General features: G+C 47.6%; 19 protein-coding genes. 3 read left to right on the top strand and 16 right to left on the bottom strand.

Translation table 11 applies throughout. The features are described 5' to 3' along the window. Positions 1–3 precede the first annotated feature (3 nt). The 12 genes from ACU37H_RS15715 to odhB form a co-directional block, all read right to left on the bottom strand. The gene (locus ACU37H_RS15715; protein ID WP_472705343.1) at positions 4–1,413 is read right to left on the bottom strand and encodes a c-type cytochrome domain-containing protein; all 1,410 of its coding nucleotides are present in this window, start codon (positions 1,411–1,413) and stop codon (positions 4–6) included. A gap of 49 nt (positions 1,414–1,462) precedes the next feature. After that, the gene (locus ACU37H_RS15710) at positions 1,463–2,395 is read right to left on the bottom strand and encodes a sugar phosphate isomerase/epimerase family protein (protein ID WP_472705345.1); all 933 of its coding nucleotides are present in this window, start codon (positions 2,393–2,395) and stop codon (positions 1,463–1,465) included. Between the two features lie 226 nt (positions 2,396–2,621). Then, positions 2,622–4,130, bottom strand: a complete 1,509-nt coding sequence (locus ACU37H_RS15705; protein ID WP_472705347.1) for a DUF1501 domain-containing protein — start codon at positions 4,128–4,130, stop codon at positions 2,622–2,624. A 54-nt stretch (positions 4,131–4,184) separates the two neighbouring features. After that, complete coding sequence (locus tag ACU37H_RS15700) at positions 4,185–6,911, bottom strand: DUF1553 domain-containing protein (protein WP_472705349.1); 2,727 nt, start codon at positions 6,909–6,911, stop codon at positions 4,185–4,187. Positions 6,912–7,016: 105 nt separating this feature from the next. Then, the gene (locus ACU37H_RS15695) at positions 7,017–8,177 is read right to left on the bottom strand and encodes an RsmB/NOP family class I SAM-dependent RNA methyltransferase (RefSeq protein ID WP_472705351.1); all 1,161 of its coding nucleotides are present in this window, start codon (positions 8,175–8,177) and stop codon (positions 7,017–7,019) included. 12 nt (positions 8,178–8,189) lie between these two features. Continuing rightward, positions 8,190–8,516, bottom strand: a complete 327-nt coding sequence (locus ACU37H_RS15690; protein ID WP_472705353.1) for a DUF5615 family PIN-like protein — start codon at positions 8,514–8,516, stop codon at positions 8,190–8,192. Beyond that, positions 8,500–8,730 (bottom strand): DUF433 domain-containing protein, encoded by a 231-nt coding sequence (locus ACU37H_RS15685; protein WP_472705355.1) that lies wholly within the window; start codon positions 8,728–8,730, stop codon positions 8,500–8,502. Before ACU37H_RS15685 ends, ACU37H_RS15690 begins: the two co-directional genes overlap by 17 nt. 218 nt (positions 8,731–8,948) lie before the next feature. Next, entirely contained in the window at positions 8,949–9,260 is a 312-nt protein-coding gene (locus ACU37H_RS15680) for a helix-turn-helix domain-containing protein (RefSeq protein WP_472705357.1), read from the bottom strand. Next, the gene (locus ACU37H_RS15675; protein WP_472705359.1) at positions 9,253–9,579 is read right to left on the bottom strand and encodes a type II toxin-antitoxin system RelE/ParE family toxin; all 327 of its coding nucleotides are present in this window, start codon (positions 9,577–9,579) and stop codon (positions 9,253–9,255) included. The genes ACU37H_RS15680 and ACU37H_RS15675 overlap by 8 nt, the downstream gene beginning before the upstream one ends. Positions 9,580–9,753: 174 nt before the next feature. Then, on the bottom strand, positions 9,754–10,614 hold the full coding sequence (locus ACU37H_RS15670; protein ID WP_472705361.1) for a hypothetical protein: 861 nt from the start codon (positions 10,612–10,614) through the stop codon (positions 9,754–9,756). Positions 10,615–10,620: 6 nt separating this feature from the next. Beyond that, positions 10,621–11,325 carry a hypothetical protein gene (locus tag ACU37H_RS15665; RefSeq protein ID WP_472705363.1) on the bottom strand — a complete coding sequence of 235 codons (705 nt, stop codon included), beginning with the start codon at positions 11,323–11,325 and terminating at the stop codon, positions 10,621–10,623. Positions 11,326–11,442: 117 nt separating this feature from the next. Next, positions 11,443–13,011, bottom strand: a complete 1,569-nt coding sequence (gene odhB / locus ACU37H_RS15660) for a 2-oxoglutarate dehydrogenase complex dihydrolipoyllysine-residue succinyltransferase (protein ID WP_472705365.1) — start codon at positions 13,009–13,011, stop codon at positions 11,443–11,445. A gap of 150 nt (positions 13,012–13,161) precedes the next feature. On the opposite strand from odhB, the gene ACU37H_RS15655 reads away from it, so the two are divergent. Further along, positions 13,162–13,809: a response regulator transcription factor gene (locus tag ACU37H_RS15655; protein WP_472705366.1), complete on the top strand. Its 648-nt coding sequence runs from the start codon at positions 13,162–13,164 to the stop codon at positions 13,807–13,809. A gap of 82 nt (positions 13,810–13,891) precedes the next feature. Here the strand turns inward: ACU37H_RS15655 and ACU37H_RS15650 are convergent, their stop codons facing one another. Continuing rightward, positions 13,892–16,642, bottom strand: a complete 2,751-nt coding sequence (locus ACU37H_RS15650) for a 2-oxoglutarate dehydrogenase E1 component (RefSeq protein ID WP_472705368.1) — start codon at positions 16,640–16,642, stop codon at positions 13,892–13,894. Between the two features lie 270 nt (positions 16,643–16,912). Here ACU37H_RS15650 and rpsT point away from each other — a divergent pair, with 270 nt between their 5' ends. Next, positions 16,913–17,170, top strand: coding sequence for a 30S ribosomal protein S20 (gene rpsT / locus ACU37H_RS15645; protein WP_472705370.1), 258 nt, complete (start codon positions 16,913–16,915; stop codon positions 17,168–17,170). Between the two features lie 58 nt (positions 17,171–17,228). Here the strand turns inward: rpsT and ACU37H_RS15640 are convergent, their stop codons facing one another. The 3 genes from ACU37H_RS15640 to ACU37H_RS15630 all read right to left on the bottom strand — a co-directional run bounded on the left by ACU37H_RS15640 (position 17,229) and on the right by ACU37H_RS15630 (position 20,461). Further along, positions 17,229–18,635 carry a Gfo/Idh/MocA family protein gene (locus ACU37H_RS15640; RefSeq protein ID WP_472705372.1) on the bottom strand — a complete coding sequence of 469 codons (1,407 nt, stop codon included), beginning with the start codon at positions 18,633–18,635 and terminating at the stop codon, positions 17,229–17,231. A 126-nt stretch (positions 18,636–18,761) separates the two neighbouring features. Continuing rightward, positions 18,762–19,577: an N-acetylmuramic acid 6-phosphate etherase gene (gene murQ, locus ACU37H_RS15635; protein WP_472705374.1), complete on the bottom strand. Its 816-nt coding sequence runs from the start codon at positions 19,575–19,577 to the stop codon at positions 18,762–18,764. A gap of 35 nt (positions 19,578–19,612) precedes the next feature. Continuing rightward, a complete protein-coding gene (locus tag ACU37H_RS15630) occupies positions 19,613–20,461 on the bottom strand; it encodes an N-acetylglucosamine kinase (protein ID WP_472705376.1) in 849 nt (282 codons plus the stop codon). Positions 20,462–20,682: 221 nt separating this feature from the next. Here ACU37H_RS15630 and ACU37H_RS15625 point away from each other — a divergent pair, with 221 nt between their 5' ends. Beyond that, positions 20,683–22,269, top strand: a complete 1,587-nt coding sequence (locus tag ACU37H_RS15625) for a S41 family peptidase (protein ID WP_472705378.1) — start codon at positions 20,683–20,685, stop codon at positions 22,267–22,269. Positions 22,270–22,304: the final 35 nt, after the last annotated feature.

Below are 22,304 nucleotides of genomic sequence, written 5' to 3'. Positions count from 1 at the left end.
CGGCTATTCAGCAGGTTTCCCGGTATAAATAGTTGTATCGCTTTCCAGGGTGGGCACGCGGTAGCCCCCGGTGTCTATTATTACTCCGGGCAGGGCCTTTTTAAGTGCTGGCAGGTCAAACGTGGCGGACGCTACCTGGTAGAGGTAGATCTTCTTGAGTTGTTTCAGCCCGCGCAATTCCAATAGCCCTTTCTGTGTCACCCCGGTACCTGATAAATTAATGTATTGCAGGTTGGAAAGCTTTTTCAGATAGGGTATCCCAGCATCGGTGATCGGATTTCCTTCAACATGCAACCGCGTCAGTGCAGGCAGCTTACCAATCGCTTCCATGGCCTGATCGCCTAACTGCTCATAGCCAACCTTGAGCCAGATCAACTGGTCTTTCAAAGGTTCGAGCAATTGCAATTCTTTTAAGGACACCTGATCGGCACCTACAAAATTGGCGAGCAAATAATTGGTATTGGCCGCGACAGGGATCACCACAACACCTTTCTCCTTTAAAGCCGCTATAGCCTTTGGATCTGCAGGTCCCACTTCCTTCTGGGGCACGAGAGCTTCGTCCTCTTTTTCAGTGGCCGGGCCTTGCTGCAGCGCCGTAAGGATCGGTTTTATTTTATCGGTCTGTTGTGACTGGTTCACTTTTTTATCGAAGCCTGCCCCACTGTTGACCCACCAGTGCAGCAGCGCCATTTCTGATTTTGTGAGTTGGGGCTTTTCTTTGGGAGGCATATGATCTTCGTCGCTTTCAGGCAACAGGATCCTTTTCACTAAAAGACTTTGATCTTCATGACCCCAGTTGATAGCAGCTCCTTCTTTTCCACCTTTCAAAATGAAATCGGGTTCGTCCAGTCGCAACTTACCTTTTTGCTTGCTGGACCCATGACAGCTGTAACATTTGGAAGATAGGATGGGCTTAATAATATCGTTATAGACGTATGCCTCCTGCACATTAGGAATCGGCTTGAAAGCCTGCGCCTCGTCGGGACCACTTTTCAGCGGCGCTGTGATGTAATCTTCGCCGTGCGTGATGCCACCACCAAAATGCCCTGCCAGCGTCACGAGCGCTACCATCAGGATCATGATCCATTTAACATGAGGCAGCCGTTTCCGGTGGACCACATAACATACAATTGCTACAACGGCGGTGGCTATTCCGGTCCACTGATGCCGGGCAACAACGGACGCTTCATAGTCTCCGCTGTTCGCCAATTGCAAACCTGATACACACGCGCCAATGGCGGAGATCATGCCCGCCAACAACGCTACGCTGATAAAATGAAACTGCGCTTCGCGCTTTGCAGGGCTGACAGCGAAATAATAAATGCCAACCAGCATCAGTATGCCAATGGGCAAATGAACGAGAGCCGGATGCAATCTTCCTGCAACGTCAAAAACACTTAGGTAAAAATTCATATCGAGTATTAGTCGGCCTGATCAGCAGGCCTATAAGTATTGGTCAATATCATTCAGTATACCGCTTTCTCAGAAGCCGCATCATGTGCACATTCACTTCCCACAGATCAGCCAGTGGTTTGCGGGAGTATGGCTGGGTCGGCATGTAATCGGGCGGCCCAAACTCTGTGAGGAAAGTAATGACCGTTCCCTCCTGCCTTTTCCGCGCAACGATCTTGTCCCACCAATCAAAATGGGCTTTCACGGCCTTGGCCCATTCGGGTGCCCGCGGATCATTCACCTGCGGACCCTGTGCATGGCCGATCCGCGCATGAACATGCTCTGCCCTGTCTAAAACCATCTGAACCGTTTCTTCCTGGTCGGCCAACAGACTTTCGTGAACACAACACCAGTGGGAAATATCGAGCGTGACCTTCAGGTCGGGAAACTGCTGGATATATTGCCGGGCAATCGGTGCCGCAAAGAGCATCCGGCTGCGATGCGTTTCATGACAAATCGGGATGCCGGTTTCTTTGGCCAGCGCACTGGTATGAGCGATGAATTTTGCGTTGTCTTCAAAGCTAAAATAATCACGCCCCGAGTGATTGTTGATATACAATGGGCGTTTCTGGCCTTGCTTTGCTGCGGCATCGATCATTTTTTTAAAATGATCCAGATGTTCGACAGGATCCTTTTGCCATCCACCACAAAGGAAGCCCACTTCCAGGTCATTTTTTTTCAACGCGGCAAACATTTCCTGTTGCTGTTTGTCGTCCATTGGCCACCAGAGCTCCACTCCGTCATAACCCGATGCTTTCGCTTTCGCGCAAAAGGCATCCATCGTTCCGGAAAAGCCCCAATTAGTCTGCATGATCCTGAGATCATCCTTTTTTACTTTGATGCCTGGCGCGGACGCGGAAGCAACCGCTTCCATGTTAGAAAAAAATAAAGCAGCAGAGGCTGCTGCCGATAGTTCTAAAAATTTCCGTCTGTTTTGTTTCATTTCAATTTTTAATTATTGAATCTGTCCTTGCTCCCTCCCAACGTTCGGTACCGGCGGGTATCATCGATCTTGCGACGCCTGAACGCAAACGGCAGGCTCCCTTCAGCTGAAGCACAGAACTGATCTTATCTACGCGACCGCCGGTTCCGTCATTGCAATCCGGGGCAGAAAAACCTATTCATCGCGAACGGGTCTGACCGTCCCGGTCTGACCCGCTCACATTCGCTTAAACTAAAATATCCTGTATCACCTTACCTCCCACATCGGTAAGCCGGAAAGGCCGGCCCTGAAATTCGTAGGTAAACTCTTCGTGATTGAATCCTAATTGGTTTAAGATCGTCGCCTGGATGTCAAACGCCTCTACCTTATCGCTTACGGGACTGTAGCCGATCTCATCCGTTTCTCCATAGGTGGTACCGCCTTTAACACCGCCGCCGGCCATCCATACCGTGAACGCATCGCCGTGGTGGTCGCGCCCTTTAAAAGCCATTGTTTTACCATCCCGGTTTTCCTGCATGGGTGTACGGCCAAACTCTGACCCCCACACTACCAGCGTCTCATCGAGCAGGCCTCTTTGCTTCAAATCGAGCAGCAGCGCGGTAATAGGCTTATCTACCTGTCGGCATTTATTCACCAGTCCGATATCTACGGCATTGGGTGCCGAATCACCATGCGCATCCCATCCCCAGTCAAATAACTGCACAAAGCGAACCCCTTTTTCTACCAGCTTTCGCGCCAGCAATACATTGTTGGCAAATGAGGCTTCCCCCGGTTGGGTGCCATACATTTCATGAATGTATGCGGGCTCATCGCTGATGTTCATTACTTCGGGAACAGAGATCTGCATTTTATAGGCCATCTCGTATTGCGAGATACGGCTTAAGATTTCAGGATCGTTGTATTGCTTGTATTCTTCCTGATTGACTTTGTTAATAGCGTCGATAGAGGCTTTGCGCAGATCGCGGCTCATACCGTCGGGATCGGAAATAAATAATACGGGATCACCCTCACTCCGGCATTGCACCCCCTGGTACACGCTGGGCAGAAAGCCACTTCCCCAGAGGCTTTTTCCCCCGTCGGGATTATTTCCGCCAGAAGTGAGCACTACATAACCCGGCAGATTTTTATTTTCCGTACCCAATCCATAAGTGATCCAGGAACCGATGCTTGGCCTTCCGCCACGCGCCGATCCGGTGTTCATCAGTAACTGCGCCGGAGCGTGATTGAACTGATCGGTGGTTACTGTATTAATGAAAGCAATATCATCGACTACGGTAGACAAGTGTGGCAGGTTGTCTGACAACCACAAACCGCTTTCGCCATACTGCCTGAATTTTGCCTGCGGCCCCAACATCTTGGGAACGCCTCGTATAAAAGCGAATTTCTTTCCTTCTAATAAAGACTGCGGACAATCTAATCCATCCAGTTTTGCCAGCTCTGGTTTGTAAGTGAACAATTCTAATTGAGAGGGTGCGCCCGCCATGTGTATGTAAATGACCGACCTGGCCTTACCTGGAAACATGGGAGATTTGGCTGCTAAAGGGTTAACGGGATCAAAGAGATCATTGGCCGTTTGGACCTTCTTATTGGAGCAGCTGCCCAACAGAGACCCAAAGGCCAATGCTCCTAAACCAAAAGCACTCTCTTTAAGAAAATGACGGCGTGTATGCATCTGAAGCTGCGCATTAACCGCTTCTGCTTTCAACCGGTCATTATGTAATTCTTTTTGTGTCATAAAAAATGTTTTGTTGCCGATAGTTCACGGCACATAGGCCATGACTATCGTCCATCAACTCTTATTCAGCCATTCATCCAGGTTCAACATTGCGTTGGCGACCACTACCATGGCTGCTTTTCGAGGATTCGCATATCCATCTGGACCTAACACCTCTTTCATATCGGAACTGCCTTTCAAAAATGATTGAACGGATTGATTGTATAAGCCTGTCAATATGCTTAGCTTATCCGGATCAATCGGCTTGTACATCATCGACTCATATCCTTTTTGTATCTGGCTTTTTATATCGCTTCCGCCTATTTCTCTCATACGTTGGGCAAAATGCCGCGCCATTTCCCAGTAAGCAAAATCATTCAACGTACCTAAGGCCTGCAAAGGCGTATTGGTCCTGATCCGGCGCGGGAGACAGACATCGCGCATGGCCGCATCAAAACTGATCATGGAAGGATAAGGAGCCGTTCTTTTCCAGTAAGTGTATACCGCCCTGCGGTACTGATCCTCTCCTTCGCTTTGCTTCCAGTCCGCGCCGTTATAGGGTGACTTCCAGATGCCTGCCGGCTGATACGGCATAACGCTTTTGCCAAACATTTTATTACTTAACAGGTCCGATACTGCCAGGGATTGATCGCGGATCTGTTCAGCAGATAATCGCACGCGGGGCCCCCTGGCGTATAATTTATTATTAGGATCTTTTTTGAGTAACTCATCAGACACTTCTGATCGCTGCCGATATGTTGCAGACATGACTATTTCTTTGAGCAGGTCTTTAATGCTCCATTTATAGTCATTCATGAATTTCCAGGACAGGTAATCCAGTAGTTCTTTATGGGTCGGCGGCACACCCTGCGTGCCCATGTCTTCCAGCGTCTCAGCGATACCCGCTCCAAACAGCTGTTCCCACAAACGGTTAACCATGGTACGCGCAGTCAACGGATTTTTTTTATCGGTCAGCCACATCGCCAGTCCCAGGCGGTTTTTAGGCGCACCGGTAGGCATCGGGTTTAAAACAGCGGGCACGCCCGGTTGCACCACATCGCCTTTCGAAAGCCAGCTGCCTCTTTCAAATATGTTGGTAGTGCGGAAGAGATCTGCGGGGTTCTCTACCAATATCGGAGTGGCGACAAAATTGTTGGAGACAATCAGCTCATTGTAGTGTTTATAAGCCGAATCGTAGCCTGGCTTACCTTCTCCCGGGAACGGCTGTTTGAAGTAGAACCAGCTAAACAGCGCGCCATTTTCATCTTCCGTTTTCAGAGAAGGGTTTTGATAGCTGAACCAGATATCGTGTACGCCAGCCAGGGGTTGAATATCAACAGTAGCTACCTGCCATCCGCTGGTAGGTTTGAGCGCAACGGTGGCAAACACCGGTCCGTTCAGAGAATCAGCATGCAATTTCCACACACCGTTGTTGACTCCGGAAGTGTACCGGAACATTAGTTCGGTTTTATTGCTTAAATCAATCTTTTTAATGCGTGCTGATGAGTTATTGCGCATCGATAACCACTTGGTATCGGCAAGTGCGCTATTGGTCATGTTATCGCTGACTACGGAATTGACAACAGGTTGGCCGGTCTTTAAAAACCGGATAATGGGATTGTAGGTGGCTGCAGTGGTGTTTTGAGTCAGCCACTGTTTCAATGTTTCAAACTTAGCACTATCGGCACCTTCGTACTCTCGCAGTAAAGGAAAATCCTCAAAAGTATCTTCATCACGGGTATTGTTGAAGAACGCCATGAACCGGTAATAGTCCTCATGTTTGAAAGGGTCGTAGGGATGGCTGTGACACTGTACACAGGCAAACGTGGTACCCATCAACGCCTCCCAGGTGGTGTTCACCCGGTCAATCACCGCAGCGGTGCGATACTCTTCGTTATCAGTCCCACCCTCGTCGTTGGTCAGTGTGTTCCTTTGAAAGGCTGTTGCGATGTATTGTGCATCTGTGGGGTTAGGCAACAGGTCACCTGCGATCTGTTCTATTAAGAATTTATCGTAAGGTTTATTTTCATTGAATGCTTTAATGAGCCAGTCGCGGTAGCGCCATATTGAGCGGTGCGCGTCCTTTTCATAGCCTTTGGTATCGGCATAGCGCGCCAGGTCCATCCACAGGGAAGTCCATCGCTCACCGTAGTTAGGATCCGCCAGCAACTGGTCTACCAGTTTTTCGTAGGCCTTATCAGAAGCGTCTTTCAGGAATTGACTGGCAATAGCATCAGACGGAGGAAGACCGGTCAGATCCAGGCTTACACGCCTTAACAGGGTGGGTTTATCGGCCTCTTCCGATGGTGAAACGTCTTCGGCTTCCATTTTTTGAAAAACAAACCGGTCGATGTCGTTTTTGATCCAGCCATCATCTTCATCCGGGATCGCCGTTTTTTCAACCGGGAGATAAGCCCAGTGCTTGCCCCATTGCGCGCCTTGCTTCACCCATCTTTTAAGCAGGTCAATTTCCTCCTCCGGAAGCGGATCATGTTTGTAAGGCATCCGCTCTTCAGGATCATTTACGGTTAACCTGCGGATAAATTCACTTTCATCAGGGTTGCCGGGGACAATCGCCGGCTTCCCGCTTTCAGTTTTTGCCAGTGCCTCTTCCCGGAACAGGACGCTGAATCCTCCGCTCTGTTTTACGCCACCATGACAACTGATACATTTTTTATTGAGTATAGGTTTGACATCCGTATTAAAGTCCACCTTCTTTTCATTGGAAAAAAAGTACCAGCCCAAGCCTGCTGCAGCAATAAGAGAGACCGCAATTAATATTTTAGAATTCGAGAGAATCATATAACAACAATATCCCAAATTTAAAAAATATTGTGGTGCAACCTTTCAACAGATTTACCCAATATCTACACTATTTTAACAAGGGGATTTTGGGGTCCGTGAGGCTCAGGACTTTAGCAATGCAGCGAACAGTGTGTCTGCCCGCTGATCATAACCTTTCAATAAAGATTGCCGGACCAATCGGAGGCCTTGCTGTTGCAGGAAGGCAGTGTGGTTTTCATTTTCTTCAGCAAAAACAGAGCAGGTAATATACAGCAGGAAGCCACCCGGCTTGAGATAACGGGTCGCATTGGCAACAATATTTTGTTGAAGTGCCGCATAGGCAGCAATTTTCTCTTCCTTGAAAAAGACCAGGTGTTCCGGGGTTCGCGCCCAGGTGCCGCTGCCGCTACAGGGCACATCGGCAATGATCAGGTCAAATGGCTGGTCGGGGGTAGCCGTAGCCGAATCGCTGACAAAAGAGGTGTAATCTTTGATGCCCGCCTCGTTTAACCGTTTTTTCAAATTGCTGATAATGGAAGGCCGGATATCGGAAACAGTCAGATTAATATCCCCCAATATATCTTTAGCGAGGATGGACTTCCCGCCACTGGCGGCGCAGCAGTCCCAGACTTTGATGCCGGACGTTCGAGGTCTGGGGTCCGGAGTAGCATTAAAGATTTCTGATTGGTAAATTTCCAAAAATTCTCCCACTCTTTGTGAATTGTAATCCTGAACTACGACTTCTTTGTTCAACACTAACAACTCATCTATTTTAGAGGCGTTGGGCAACCGCACGGTGTTTCCGGTAATCGTAAAATCCAGACCGGACGACTGCAGCTTTTGAGTTACCGCACGCTCTTTTCCTGGTCTGATACGCAGAAATAAATCAGGTTGTATCAAATGAGATCTTTCAAACGCTGCACGGTCGATGCTTTCACTTAAGTGGTCTTTAAATGAAAATATGTTCTCCGGCGCTGATTGAGGTAATTTTTCTTGTTTAAAAAAAGAAAGCCATTCCGGCGTCCAGTCGTCTGTGGAAAGCTGATATCCCTTCAGTGTCCTTTGTTCGATGGTATATTCAGGATAAGAACGTCCTAGTCTGAAAAAGCCGTAACACAAAGCAGTGATCTGTTTGCGATCTTTGCTCCCAAATTTTTTGTGCTGTGAGAAGTAAGCCTTGATAAAATGAGCAAAAGGAATGTCGCCGGCATATGCCTGCAATATAGCTTTTGCTGTGTTGAGGTGAGAGTAGAAGCGTTTATGATGAGTGTAGAGCTGTTGCAAACTATGGATGAGTTATAAGGAAATTTCAATTATTTTTTTCAGGTTGCCTTCAGCTATTCTGTCTAAAAGTTCAGGCACAAGGGCCGCGAGTGTTTCTAATCTATTATCAGCTGTACACAAGACACATATTATTAAAGGAAGGCCTTCTATATTTTGCTGATATTGAAGATTCTTGTCGACTGTAACAAACATTTCAAAGCCATGTTCGGTCATAAGTTTTAGTAATGCTCCATTCTTTTGACCCAACCAGCCTTTATCGCGCACGGTCCATACTTCATGTGTTGTACCAAAATAATTTTTCAGCTTTCTGGGCAGACTTTCGTCAAGCAAAATTTTCATTAAGCAACTTTTCGGTTGTTAGTGTGTGCCTTGCCATTTCCAAAACTGCAATCGCTGCTTCTTTGGAAACTGAAGGAAAGTCATCAAGAAATTCATCCAGATTGTCTCCCCCTTCAATATAATCAAACAGGTTTTGAACCGGCACACGCGTTCCCGTGAATACCGGTGTCCCGCTCATTACTTCAGGGTCTATGCTCACTTGTCCGTATAACATGGAAATCTTTTTATAATACCATAAAGGTACAAAATATACATAAAGTGTGCGAAATGCGTAGAGGCCTATGCAGGGCAAACGCATCTGATGTGAATGGCCATTTTGACGTTATTCCAGCAGGGATAAAATGATTCCGGAAAAATGCCAGGGGGGCATGAAAATGCTTATGACAGCTCGTAGTCAAAAGAAGGGAGTTTCGGACTTGTTGTTAACATCGATCAGAGTTGCAGCGTCAACTTTAAGTGTCCGCCTAAACCTGTTTGAACAATTTTCATTAAAGTGGAGAGTCTGATATCACTCGCGTTGTTTTCAATTCGGGATATATAGGACTTGTTTGTTCCGACTTTTTCCGCAAGCTCTTCCTGGGTTAAACCGAGCTTATGCCTTGCTTCTTCAAGCAAAACGCCAAGTTGAAATGCCTCAAACTCCTGCTCCCATTGTTCTCTTTTTTTTGCTCCTCTCTTTCCGTACTTTTTATCCAAAATTTCATCAAAGCTTGTGATATTCTTTTGGACTTCCTTTCTACCCATCTTTATAGTTTTTATTGTTTTGTAACCCTTCGGCTTCGTACGCTGCTTTAATTTTCAACGCCTTTTCAATTTCTCTTTTTGGTGTTTTTTGAGTCTTCTTTTGAAAACCGTTACCAAGGACTATAAGCTGCCTTTTATCAAAAAAGGAAAAAATTCTGTAAATATTACTTTCCAACTCAACCCTGACTTCATAAAGGCCGTCCGTTCCGGTAATGTGTTCAAAATACTTCTTTGGTATCCGATCAACTGTCCGTAAAAGATTTAAAGTCCATTCTATCTTCCATTGCACACCTTCAGGCTGGCTTTCGTAGAAATCCAAAAAGTATCTTTTATAGGCGACGATTTGTCTGGCGACCTTCGCGAAACAACGTTAACTATTTAGACAACATTTGAACTTTTTAGAGGCTGATTTATTTTGAAGTTTACACCGTTCTGAATAAAGTCCTGACAGGAAGGTTCAGTCTTTACTCTTCAGACAGACAAAGCCACCTCATCATCGCCGTTCAATCTTGTAATTGAACGTGACCACCCGCCGGTGCCAGAGCGTGAGCGTTTGTTCGGCAACTATGTGATCGCCTTCCTCCCGGACCACCAATTTGTCGCGGAAGGACCTGATGAATTGAGACCAATGGTTCCCCCTGGCATCTTTCAATAAAAAGTAAAAGCCAGCGTCACCAAACTTTCTTCCACATGAATTCAGGATCAGCTCACCGTTTAGGCCAACACGAGGTGACATAAAGACGGTGGCATTGCCGTTCGGTAAAGGGAATACCGCTTTGATACAGCTTTGTCCGGAAGGAAGCGTGCTGATACCATACGCACCCGAGTAGATCGCCTGACCAGTGGACGCCACAGACCTCATCCAGAAGGTATATTTGTTCTCACCTGTCTGGCTATCTGATAAAGTCACGATTTCACTTTTCAGCGACGTTCCGCTGGTAATGTTCTTCGTAGGAATGTTCAATTGGTTGATCCTGTTACTAAACAGTTTATTGATCAGCACACCAAAAATTCTGAAGAAGGGGTGCCAGCTCACAGAAAAGTCCAGAGCGTAGTCTTCGGTATTTTCGTAAAAACGAATGACCTCCGGAGACAAGTCTGATCGCTCTTGTTGAGACAAATTAAATTTTTCTATTGACGGGATCAGACCTTGAGTTTCCGAAGAGGTTTTATTAATCACTAAATTTTCCCTTTCCGCAAATTGATGAATGAAATCAGAGCTGATCGCGTCCAAATTGCCAAAAGGTCCGATTAACCAGGGGACGTCTTTCGGATCTATTCTTCTTCCTCTAAAAATCACCCATTGCTGAGTCAACCAGTCCTGAAAGCTTTGCATTGGATACGCTAAACCCATCTATAATTATTTAAGACCTGGTATCAGGCGCATACGACCATTCCACTCGCCGGATTCGGATACCGGCTTAAATCGTAATGTGGTAAATTCAAAATGAAAATCTTTTCTTTCTCTCTCTTTCATGGCATTCATATGCCTTTGCGGTCGGGGAACCGCGCTGTGTCCGCGAACCATATCCGTCATTTCCTTTTGCGACTTCCAGATCGAAAAAGTTGACACAGTCCGGGGAAGCCGGATGGACGCTAAAGACAAGGTAGTTCCGGGATGATCCCGAACAAGCTGTTCAACCGGGCGGCCCCAATGGATGAACCTTGGCACCTCGGGCAATTTCATACGGGCGATCGTCACCGCAATCACGGGAGCGTCGGGTGTGTCGGACTCCTCGCTGCCACCAGGAATTTGAAATCCGCTGATCGTGCCCCACTGCCGCATAAAAACCAGCCTTGTATGCCACCCTTTTGCCATGATTTTGCCGATCCGATGATTGGCCAGAAAGTCATCCATAGCCGCTTCATGCTCCCATTGAGCGAAGAGAGCCACCTGTCTGACCAATATACGCGATGCCGAAAATAAAGGAGCCCCCAATGTCATGGCCATCATGCATTCCGCATGAATCAATCCCGGGACATCCGCTGGTTGTGGAGGCGTCCATATCGCTTTCAAAGCAGCGATATAAGAGGTCTTTACGAGATGATAAGAGAATAGGCTCATGTCTGACAATTAGTTAAGTTTTCCGGACCACATTGTTATGCATTAAGACCTCCCAGGTTTTGAACACCTGGAAGGTCTTTTTAAAAATGTCAACGGGTATCCTACTAAGGCTGCTATCTACAATTCCAGCAACGCTTTCACCGGATCTTTCTGCACCAGGAGCAGTGTCGGATTTTCTAACAATTCTTTCACGCGAACGAGGAAGCTCACCGACTCACGTCCGTCAATAATACGGTGGTCGTAGCTCAGCGCCACATACATCATCGGACGGATCACTACCTGACCATTGATGGCCACCGGCCGCTGAATAATATTGTGCATCCCTAAAATAGCACTCTGAGGGATATTTATAATCGGCGTGCTCAACATGGAACCGAACACACCACCATTGGTAATCGTGAACGTTCCTCCCGTGAGATCTTCTGCGGTCAGCTTGCTATTCTTCGCTTTCGTCGCCAGATCAATTACCGCTTTTTCAATTTCTGCCATGCCCAGGCTTTCAACATTCCGGATAACCGGAACAGTCAATCCGCGCGGGGTGCTTACAGCGATGCTGATATCGGCATAGTCATGGAACAATATCTGGTCTCCATCGATATAAGCATTTACCGTCGGCCATTCGGAAAGAGCGATGGCACAAGCTTTGGCAAAAAAGCTCATGAAACCGAGGCCTACGCCATGTGCTTCTTTAAACTTGTCTTTGTATTTGCTGCGGATATCCATGATCGGCTGCATATCTACTTCGTTGAAAGTAGTCAGCATCGCCGTCGTGTTTTTAGCTTCCACCAGCCTGCGGCTAATTGTCTTACGCAGGTTGGTCATCTTCTCGCCGCGCTGGTTGCGCCCGAACAGTTCACCGCCGTCAAAAGATTTTCTTCCCGGACTGGCCAATGCCGCCAACACATCTTCTTTGAAGATCTTTCCTGATGCGCCGGATGGCTTCACCGTTTTAGGATCTACCTTTTTATCTGCTATAATAGCCGAGGCCACCGGTGTCGCTTTGATATCACTTGCCGGGGCAGCTGGCTTTTGAGCTTCTGCCTTCTTTTCTTCTGCCTTTGGTGCAGGAGCTTCCTTTTTCGGTTTGGAAGGTTTACCCGAAGTTTCTTTGATCACAGCGATCGTATCGCCGATCTTGAGCGTGTCGCCTTCTGCCACCGATGTTTCGACAATGCCCGCTTGCTCAGCGTTCACCTCGAAAGTCGCTTTTTCACTTTCCAATTCTGCGATCACTTCATCCCGCTCTACATATTCACCTGATTTTTTCACCCATTTCAGAAGTGTTACTTCGGTTATGGATTCGCCAACAGTTGGAATTTTTACCGGTATTTCTTTGCCGGTTGTTGTTAAGGGATCTTCAGTCTCAGCAGTTACCGGTTCTTGTTCTACATCAGGCGCTTCTACTTTGCCGGATGTGCCAGACCCGCTGTCTCCTGCACCGGGCTTCGGCGCCGTTTCGTCAATACTTGCAATCACATCACCAATATTTATGGCATCCCCCTCGTTGACGGAAGTCGTTAAAACCCCTGCTTTTTCTGCATTTACCTCAAAGGTTGCCTTCTCACTTTCCAACTCTGCGATCACCTCGTCACGCTCTACGTAATCTCCCGTTTTTTTTACCCATCTTAAAAGCGTTACTTCACTTATTGACTCGCCCACGGTAGGCACCTTAATATCGATTGCCATAAATACTTATGATTTTATAGAATAGTGTGGCAAATTACGTAAAAATGACAAAATACGAGTACGATATCGCACTTACTTACGGGATGTCCAAAATATCGCATGAATTAGTGATGATTCACTACCCAGCCTTCGAGTATCTTTGAATCCAATATGAGTAGCCTCTCTATTAAAGTTACTGTGTTTGACGACAATGCTTATCGACGAGAGAGCCTGGCCATGCTGCTAAACACTTCACCGAAAATGACCTGCGTAGGAACTTTTTTTGATTGCAGCAATGTGATTGCGGATGTGAGGAAAACAGCGCCTGATGTGGTATTGATGGATATCGATATGCCCAATGTGAACGGTATCGAGGGTGTGAAGCTGATCCGCATCAATTTTCCAAAGGTGCAGGTATTGATGCAGACAGTGTTTGAGGATGATGACAAGATCTTTGCATCTATCTGCGCGGGCGCGTCCGGATATATCCTGAAAAAGTCGTCCCCTGCCCAGTTACTGCAGGCGGTTGAAGATGTTTACAATGGAGACGCCGCTATGACGGCGTCGATCGCGAAAAAAGTGCTGACGGCGTTCCAGAAGCATGTGTTTTATGAGAACAACCAGGAAATCCTGCTGACGCCGCGGGAAAAAGAAGTGTTAGGCTACCTTGTAAAAGGCTACAGCCATAAAATGGTGGCCTCAGCGTGCTCCCTGAGCATTCATACGGTGAACACGCATATTAAAAAGATCTACGAAAAACTACAGGTGAACTCGGTAGCCGAAGCCGTGGTCAAAGCGTTGAACCAAAAATTGATCTAACATATCTCATGTTTAGTTTTGAATATAAAGAGGGCGGAATGTCTATTCCGCCCGATCATTTATTTGGATATGTACTCTGCTATTAGATCGTAAACGCGGTATTCACAATTTCTTCCTGTTCTGCTTTGTGTACTTTCATAAAGCCCGATGCGGTCGAAGCGCTGGCTTTACGGCCGATAATACCGTAGTTGATATGTTTCAGGTTCATTTGCAGGAACGACGCGGCGCCCATATTGAGCGGCTCTTCCTGTACCCAGTACCATACCGCATTTTTATACTTTTTGTACAGCGCCGCCAGTTGCTTGCCAGGTAGTGGATAGATCTGCTCCAGTCTCACGATGGCTACGTCTTTACGGCCTTCTTTCTGCTGCCTTTCTAAAAGATCATAGTATACTTTACCGCTGCAGAACAATACCTTTTTCACATTTTCCGGCTGCACGTACGCATCGTCGATCACCTCTTTGAATCCACCCGACGTAAATTCCTCTTGTAAGGAATAAGTTCCCGGGTGACGAAGGTTCGCCTTTGGTGAAAAGTTGATCAATGGCTTACGGAATGGCCAGGCCAGCTGCCTTCTTAAGGCATGGAAATAGTTTGCGGCCGTTGTGATATTGGTCACCACAATATTCAGCTCGGCACAAGCAATCAGGAAGCGTTCCATCCGGGCGCTGCTATGTTCAGGCCCCTGCCCCTCGTAGCCGTGCGGCAAGAGCATCACCAGGCCATTCATCCGGTTCCATTTTTGTTCGGCCCCGGTAATAAACTGGTCAATGATCGTCTGAGCGCCATTCACAAAGTCACCAAACTGCGCCTCCCACAATACGAGCGCATTGGGAGATGCCAGCGCATAACCATATTCAAAGCCCAACACGGCGTTCTCACTCAACAGGGAGTTGAACATCCGGATCTTGCCGGGCGCGCCGGGGATATTGGCCAACCTGTTATAAGGCGTGTCGTTGATTTCATCGCGCAGTATACAGTGGCGCGAACTGAAAGTGCCGCGTCCTACGTCCTGGCCGCTCATTCTTACATCCGCCCCGTCTACCATGATCGTACCGAAAGCCATCAGCTCTGCGGTCGCCCAGTCTATTTTATTTTCTTCTTTAAAAAGTTTCGTCTTATCCTTCAATAGCTTGTCCACTTTCTTCAGCGGCGTGAAGCCTTCCGGCAAGGTCATGATCGCGTCAAACACTTGCTGAAACTGTTCTTTGGGAACTGCAGTAGCCGGACTTTTATCGAAATCTTCTTCAGTAGCTTTTTTTAATTGCCTCCACAGCAGCTGTGGTGCCTGATAGGTGTAAGGAAGCGGGCGTTGTTTCACATCATCCAGGCGATCCTGCAGATCTTCCCAGAATTTGGTTTCCATTGCCTTTGCCATTTCGGTAGCATCTTTCTCCCCTTTGTCTAACAGGTATTTCACGTACATTTCGCGGGGATTAGGATGCTTATCAATCAAGGCATACATGGCCGGCTGGGTAAACTTAGGATCGTCGCCCTCGTTGTGACCATGCTTCCGGTAACATACCATATCGATGAATACATCGTCGTGAAAGGTGCTGCGGTAACGGCTTGCGATTTCAGCACATTTAACCACAGCTTCAGGATCGTCGCCATTCACGTGCAGTACCAGGCTTTGCGTCATTGCCGCCAGGGAGGTACAATAGTCTGAACTCCGCGCATCCGAGAAATCGGTGGTAAAACCGATCTGGTTGTTGATCACAAAATGGATGGTTCCGCCGACAGCGTAGCCCGGAAGTTTGGACATTTGCAATAATTCATAAACAATACCCTGTCCGGCGATCGCAGCGTCGCCATGTATCAATATCGGCAATACTTTATCATATTGCTCATCGTGAAGCACATTGGCCGTACTCCTGGCAAATCCAATCACCACGGGGTCTACCGCTTCAAGATGCGAAGGGTTGGGCATCAACTTTAGGTGGATCTTATCCCCTTCTGTGGTTTCTATTTCACTTCCGAAGCCCAGGTGATATTTTACATCGCCGCTGCCCATGGTCTGGTTGATCTCCCCCGTACCTTCAAACTCACTGAAGATCTGTTCATAAGTCTTTCCGAGGATATTCGCCAGAACATTCAACCGGCCGCGGTGGGCCATACCGATCACCACTTCTTTTACCCCCAGCTCGGCAGATTTGTTGATCATTGCATCAAGCGCCGCAATGGTCGTTTCGCCACCTTCGAGTGAAAAGCGTTTTTGCCCTACATATTTAGTGTGCAGAAACTTTTCAAACATCACACCCTGGTTAAGTTTCTCCAGGATGCGTTTTTGCTGCTTCAACGGCAGCGGATTGGTGAAATTGCGTTCTATCTCGTTAGTGATCCAGTCTACCCTTCTCTGATCACTGATATACTTAAATTCTACGCCCACATGATTAGCGTAGCAGTTCGTCAGATGCGTAAAAATATTTTTGAGTGAAGTGGTGCCCAAACCGATCAGGTTGCCCGCTTCAAATTGCGTGTCGAAATCAGCTTCGCTCAGGCCGTAAAATGAAAGCTCGACATTGGCTCCGCGGTCTTTGCGCTTCTTAATGGGGTTGGTATTCGCTAACAAATGCCCCTTGTTCCTGTAGCCCAGGATCAGCCTGTAGACCGCGAGTTCCTTTCTCCAGTCGTTTTTCCCGGTCGCCGGTGCCTGAGTGCCATTAGAAGCAGGCGCCCCGTTTTTCTGCAGGCCGCTGTTCACCGCAAAGTCAAAGCCTTCAAAAAATTTTCGGAATTCCAGATCTACATTCTCAGGGTTAGTCACAAACTCATGATACATGTTCTCAATAAACGCCGGCGACGAGTTTGTGATATAGGAAAAATCTTTCATTATAAATGAATCGTTAATGTATGATTAATGTGCCTTATATTAAAGAATCGAGAGTGTTGAAGCGATAGCCTTCACTATATTTTTGCGAAAATATGACATAATTTGCATCACCCATAATAAAGATGCATAGAAAGCGTTAAAAGATGCAACCGGATGATCATTAAAAAACAGCGTGCGATTTACGGCGAAACGCGCCAGGTAAAAAAAAGAGAAAAAATTATTGTTCATCTGTGAAAATACCCTACCTTTGCCGTCCAAAAATTAAAATAGATGGCCAATCATAAAGCTACAAAGAAAGATGCACGTCAGGCAGCAAAGCGTCGTGAAAGAAACAGATACTACGGTAAAACCACACGTAATGCTATCCGGGATTTCAGAGCTGCCGGAAGCACTGAAGCATCTGAAAAATTGTCTTCTGTTGAGAGCATGATTGATAAATTAGCAAAACGTGGGATCATCCACCGCAACAAAGCTGCTAATTTGAAAAGCAAGCTGGCTAAGAAACTGAACGCTGATACAGCAAAATAATTTTTTCCTGATACGATATTATAAAAGGAAGGCTTTTGCCTTCCTTTATTCGTTGTTCTTATCTTGTGGTGGTGGTCGCTCCGCCTGCCAGTGATAAACTTACCGGCTTGTTGGTTTTCCAGTTGCCCCTTGTGAAATCGGGAACGTCAACCGTTCTGGAATTCTTGGCCACCGAATGTTCGCTCAGGATCCCTGCTGCGCTCCACAGCGCCCCGTCATACACGTCCTGATCAAGCGGCAGACCATTGCGCAGGCAATCGATCAGCCTCCAGTCCATGATAAAATCCATTCCCCCGTGGCCGCCCACTTTTTTGGCCAGTTCTCCGATATGTTTTACGATCGGCGGTGTATATTTTTCCTCCAGCGCCTTCATCTCCTCTTCTTTCACCCATCCGTGTCCAAAAGCGATCTGCCCGGGAGTCGGATATTTTTGTGCATACCCTTTCGTGCCACTGAGTATATGAATACGTGAGTAAGGTCTGGGAGAGGTCACGTCGTGCTGCAGCATAATGGTCTTTCCTTTGTTGGTCCTGATAATCGACGTGTTCATATTACCGCGGAACTTTTTGCTGGTGTACTTTTTATAGAACGCGTCTTCGGCCGCCTTTTCCACTGCAAGGTCGTGCATCTGGAAATCGTTTGAGCTCATTGACACTAAATGATCCATCTTATCGCCCCGGTTGATATTCAGACATTGCGCGATCGGGCCGAGACCGTGGGTCGGATACAGGTTGCCGTTGCGGTTGGCATTCTCTTCCAGGCGCCACATCTGATCGTAAGCATTTTTATTGAAATTCATGCTGAGCAGATCGTGAATGTACGCACCCTCTGCATGAACCAGCTCACCGAAAGCGCCCTGCTGCGCCATGTTCAACGTCATTAATTCGAAGAAATCGTAACAGCAGTTCTCCAGCATCATAAAATGCTTTTTGGTCTTTTCGGAGGTTTCCACCAGCTGCCAGCACTCATCGAGCGTTACGGCACAAGGCACTTCGGAAGCCGCATGTTTACCGTGTTGCATGGCGTAGACCGCCATCGGCGTGTGCATAGACCAGGGTGTACAGATATAGACCAGGTCGATATCATTGCGCTGGCAAAGATCCTTCCACCCTTCTTCTGTAGTGTATTCTTTAGCTTTTGGTAAGCCTGCCTTTTCCAGCGTCTTTTGTGATTTAGCTACCTGTTCGGGACGATGATCGCAAATGGCTACGATCTCCACGTCTTTAATGTGGCTCATCCGGCTCACGGCTCCGCTGCCGCGATTGCCTACACCGATAAAGCCGATGCGAACTTTGTCCAGTTTTGGTGCGGCGTAACCGCTCATATTAAAAGGACCCGCCTGACGCTCGGCGATCCGCGAACGGTTCAGTTCTTCCTCGGCCGTTGCGAAAGCAGGGAGGTCCATGGCAAGCACACCGGCCCCCAAAGCGAAATTCTTAAGAAAACTTCTGCGTTTGTTGTTCATTGCATTGTATTTTGAAGGTTGAATGGTGAATTTACCTTAAAACAGCGTTCATAACGCATGCAAACGATTGTGCAAAAACGATAAAGGGCAGTTGCGCCGGGCATAACTGGAGTCGCCCGACATCCACTATTGATCTAATACGGCATCGATAGCCAACTTTACACTTCCTTTTTCGATCAACAGGCTTTTGGCTTTTTCATAGTCCTCTATGCCGGTACGCTCCATGATCATCCGGGTGCCACGGTCGATCAGTTTATCATTGGTCAGCTGCATATTCACCATCCTGTTGCCCTCTACGCGCCCGAGCTGGATCATCACTGACGTGGAGATCATATTTAACACGAGCTTTTGGGCCGTACCGCTTTTCATGCGGGTGCTGCCGGTCACGAATTCAGGTCCGACAATCACTTCAACCGGATGATTCGCTACCTTACTGATATCAGCGTCTGGATTACACGAAATGCTACCGGTCACAATATTATTTTCCTGGCAATGTCTTAAGGCGCCGATCACATAGGGGGTGGTGCCACTGGCAGCTACGCCCACGACAACATCTTTTTCGCTGATCTGATGCTCTTTCAGATCTTTCCATCCCTGCTCTTCATCGTCCTCTGCGTTTTCAACAGGTGTGGTGATCGCTTTGTTGCCACCGGCAATAACGCCAATCACTACTCCCGGAGGCATCCCATACGTGGGTGGAATTTCACTGGCATCCAGGATACCCAGGCGCCCGCTGGTGCCGGCTCCGATGTAGAACAAGCGCCCGCCAGACAACATGCGGTCCACAATGGCATCAACCAGTTTTTCAATCTGACCCAGCGCGGCCTCGACGGCGACGGGCACGGTCTGATCTTCTTTATTAATCGATACCAGCAACTCGTTAATGCTCATCTTTTCCAGATGGTCGTAGCGACTGGGCTGTTCTGTTACTTTCTGATTCATAGTATTATTGTCGTGGTCAATCGGTGAGTAAAGGGCTACTCGCCTTTGTGAAATTCGATCAATCCTTTCATAGGCTTCTGTAGGATGCGGCCCAGTTCGAAATTATAAGCGTTGCACAACTCCCTGATCACATCTTTAAATCCAAAGGCAATCCCCCCCACGAAATTGATCGGATATTTCCATGCTTCGTTATACTTGACCAGGTGGGTAAAAAAGAAATCGTTGAGACCGTCTTCAATGATATTTTCGATCATATAATGACCGCGGTTATCGGCCAGAAATCTTGCAAAAGAAGCGAGGTAACGATTCGGGAGCGGCTTTTTATACACATTTTCGAGGATCTCTGTCCCGTTGGTCACATAAGCTGCGTCAAACCGGGCACGCAGATCTTCATCAAATGTGTTGTACAAATAGTATTGTACAACTTTTCGGCCCAGGTAAGCGCCGCTACCCTCGTCTCCCAATACGTAGCCCAGCCCGGGGTTGTTCTTTTTGATCTTTTTTCCGTCGTAGAAACAGCTGCTGGCGCCGGTGCCCAGGATACAGGCAATCCCTTTGGACCGACCACACAAACCGATCGCAGCACCTTCAACATCATTGGTTACGTTGACTGCGGCAGATGGGAACACTTTCTTTATAGCATTCTTTACCAGTTTGTTATTAGCAGGATTCAGGCAACCGGTTCCATAGAAATACACTTTGTCTACCGGCGCTTTTTTCAGCGCGGGGAGCAGTTCTTTTCTCATCACTTCCGCAATCTGCTCTTCGCCCAGGAAATAAGGACTGATGCCGATGCTCTCCACCGCCTTCACTTTGCCGTTCCTTAGAAGGCTCCATTCGGTTTTTGTGGCACCAGCATCAGCTATTAATATAGTATGTGACATGTAAGACGTTCAGGTTTACAAATAATACGCTAATATAAGTAGTCTGAACCAATGTCATGGTCCTTTCACCGTGTTTTCTATGGCAGCAGCGGTTTGCGACCCCGGTGTATAGCTGATCGCAGCGGGTGATCGGTACAATAGTTTGTTGCGGGGGAAAGCTAAAAGCCGGAAGCCTTTCGAACAATTTTGTCTATTTTGCATGCCTGCATAATTTTATATAAATGAAACGGAAATTTGAGGTTTGGTTACCGCTCTTGTTGTCGCTCGTGATGATCCTGGGAATGTATATTGGTTATAGGTTCGCTGTCGGACAGCCCAATAAAAAAATATTTCAGCGGGACCGGACGAATGCGCTGCAGGAAGCGCTGGACGTGATCCGCACACGATATGTAGACTCTGTCAAACTGGATACACTGGAGGCGAACGCGATCCGCGAGATGATGAGCGAACTGGACCCTCACTCCGTATACCTCCCTCCTGCCGAACTGAAGCTGGCTAACGAAGACCTGGCCGGAAGCTTTGAAGGTATTGGCGTAGAATTCAACCAGATCCGTGACACGGTGAACATCCTTCATGTATTTAAAGATGGTCCCAGTGATCAGGCGGGGATTCAGATCGGCGACCAGATCTTAAAAGCTGATGGTATAGACCTCGTGGGAAAAGACGTGTCTACTACCAAGATCATGAAAGTGATCCGCGGAGAAAAAGGGTCACAGGTGAAGCTGGATCTTTTCAGAAACGGGAAGAAAGTGGCAATCACCGTGACGCGCGGGAGCATTCCCAAGCCCGCCATTTCCGCTTCTTATATGATCGGAAAGGGCGTTGGATTCATCAAGCTGGATGAATTTACGAGCACGGCCTATCGCGAGTTCATGGAAGCGATGGAGGCACTGAAAAAACAGGGTATGAATCGCCTGATCTTTGACCTGAGAAGCAACGGCGGCGGCTATATGGATCAAGCCATTGAGATCGCAGATGAATTTTTAAGCGGAGATAAATTAATTGTATACACGCAAGGCGTCAACAGCCCCAAAACGGAATACAGGTGTAAAAGGCCCGGTATTTTCGAGACCGGCAAACTGGTATTGCTGGTGGACGAGCTCAGCGCCAGCGCGAGCGAGATTGTTGCGGGTGCGCTACAGGACTGGGATCGCGGCACGATCATCGGGCGCCGCACGTTTGGAAAAGGCCTCGTTCAGGAACCATTTTTACTCAGTGACGGTTCGGCGATCCGACTGACCGTTGCCCGTTACTACACGCCGATCGGCAGAAGCATTCAAAAGCCTTACAGCGGCGGTAAAAAAGTGTATATGGATGAAGTGTGGGAACGCTATGCAAGCGGGCAGCTTTATTATGCGGATAGCAATAAAATCAATAATGGTAAAGCTTATAAAACCAATGGAGGCCGCACCGTGTATGGAAGTGGCGGCATCATGCCGGATATCTTCGTGGGACTTGACACCTCCAGCTATTCCCGTGAAATCAATAAAATACTGTTAAACGGCTCTTTCAACGAATTTGTGTTCCACTATTACCTGGATAACAAAAAAATAATGGATCCCTACCCCAACCCCCAGGTGTACACAAAAGAATTTGACCCGGCAAAGGATATGTGGGTGCAGTTTACCGCCTGGGCCCGGAAAGACACCGTAAACCTCTCCGGTGTTCCCGCGTTTGAAAAAGAAAGGCTGGAAGACCGGATGGAAGCCCAGCTGGCGCGATTTAAGTGGCGCGACTCTGGTTTCTACCAGGTGCTGAATACCCGGGATACGGTAGTGCTGAAAGCGATAAGAGAGATAGCGAGATAAGAAGTCAGAAAGTCGGAGGTCCGAAGATCGACCCT

Source organism: Niabella sp. ZPM-14, assembly GCF_055693045.2.
This window is presented reverse-complemented; position numbering and strand designations above follow the sequence as displayed.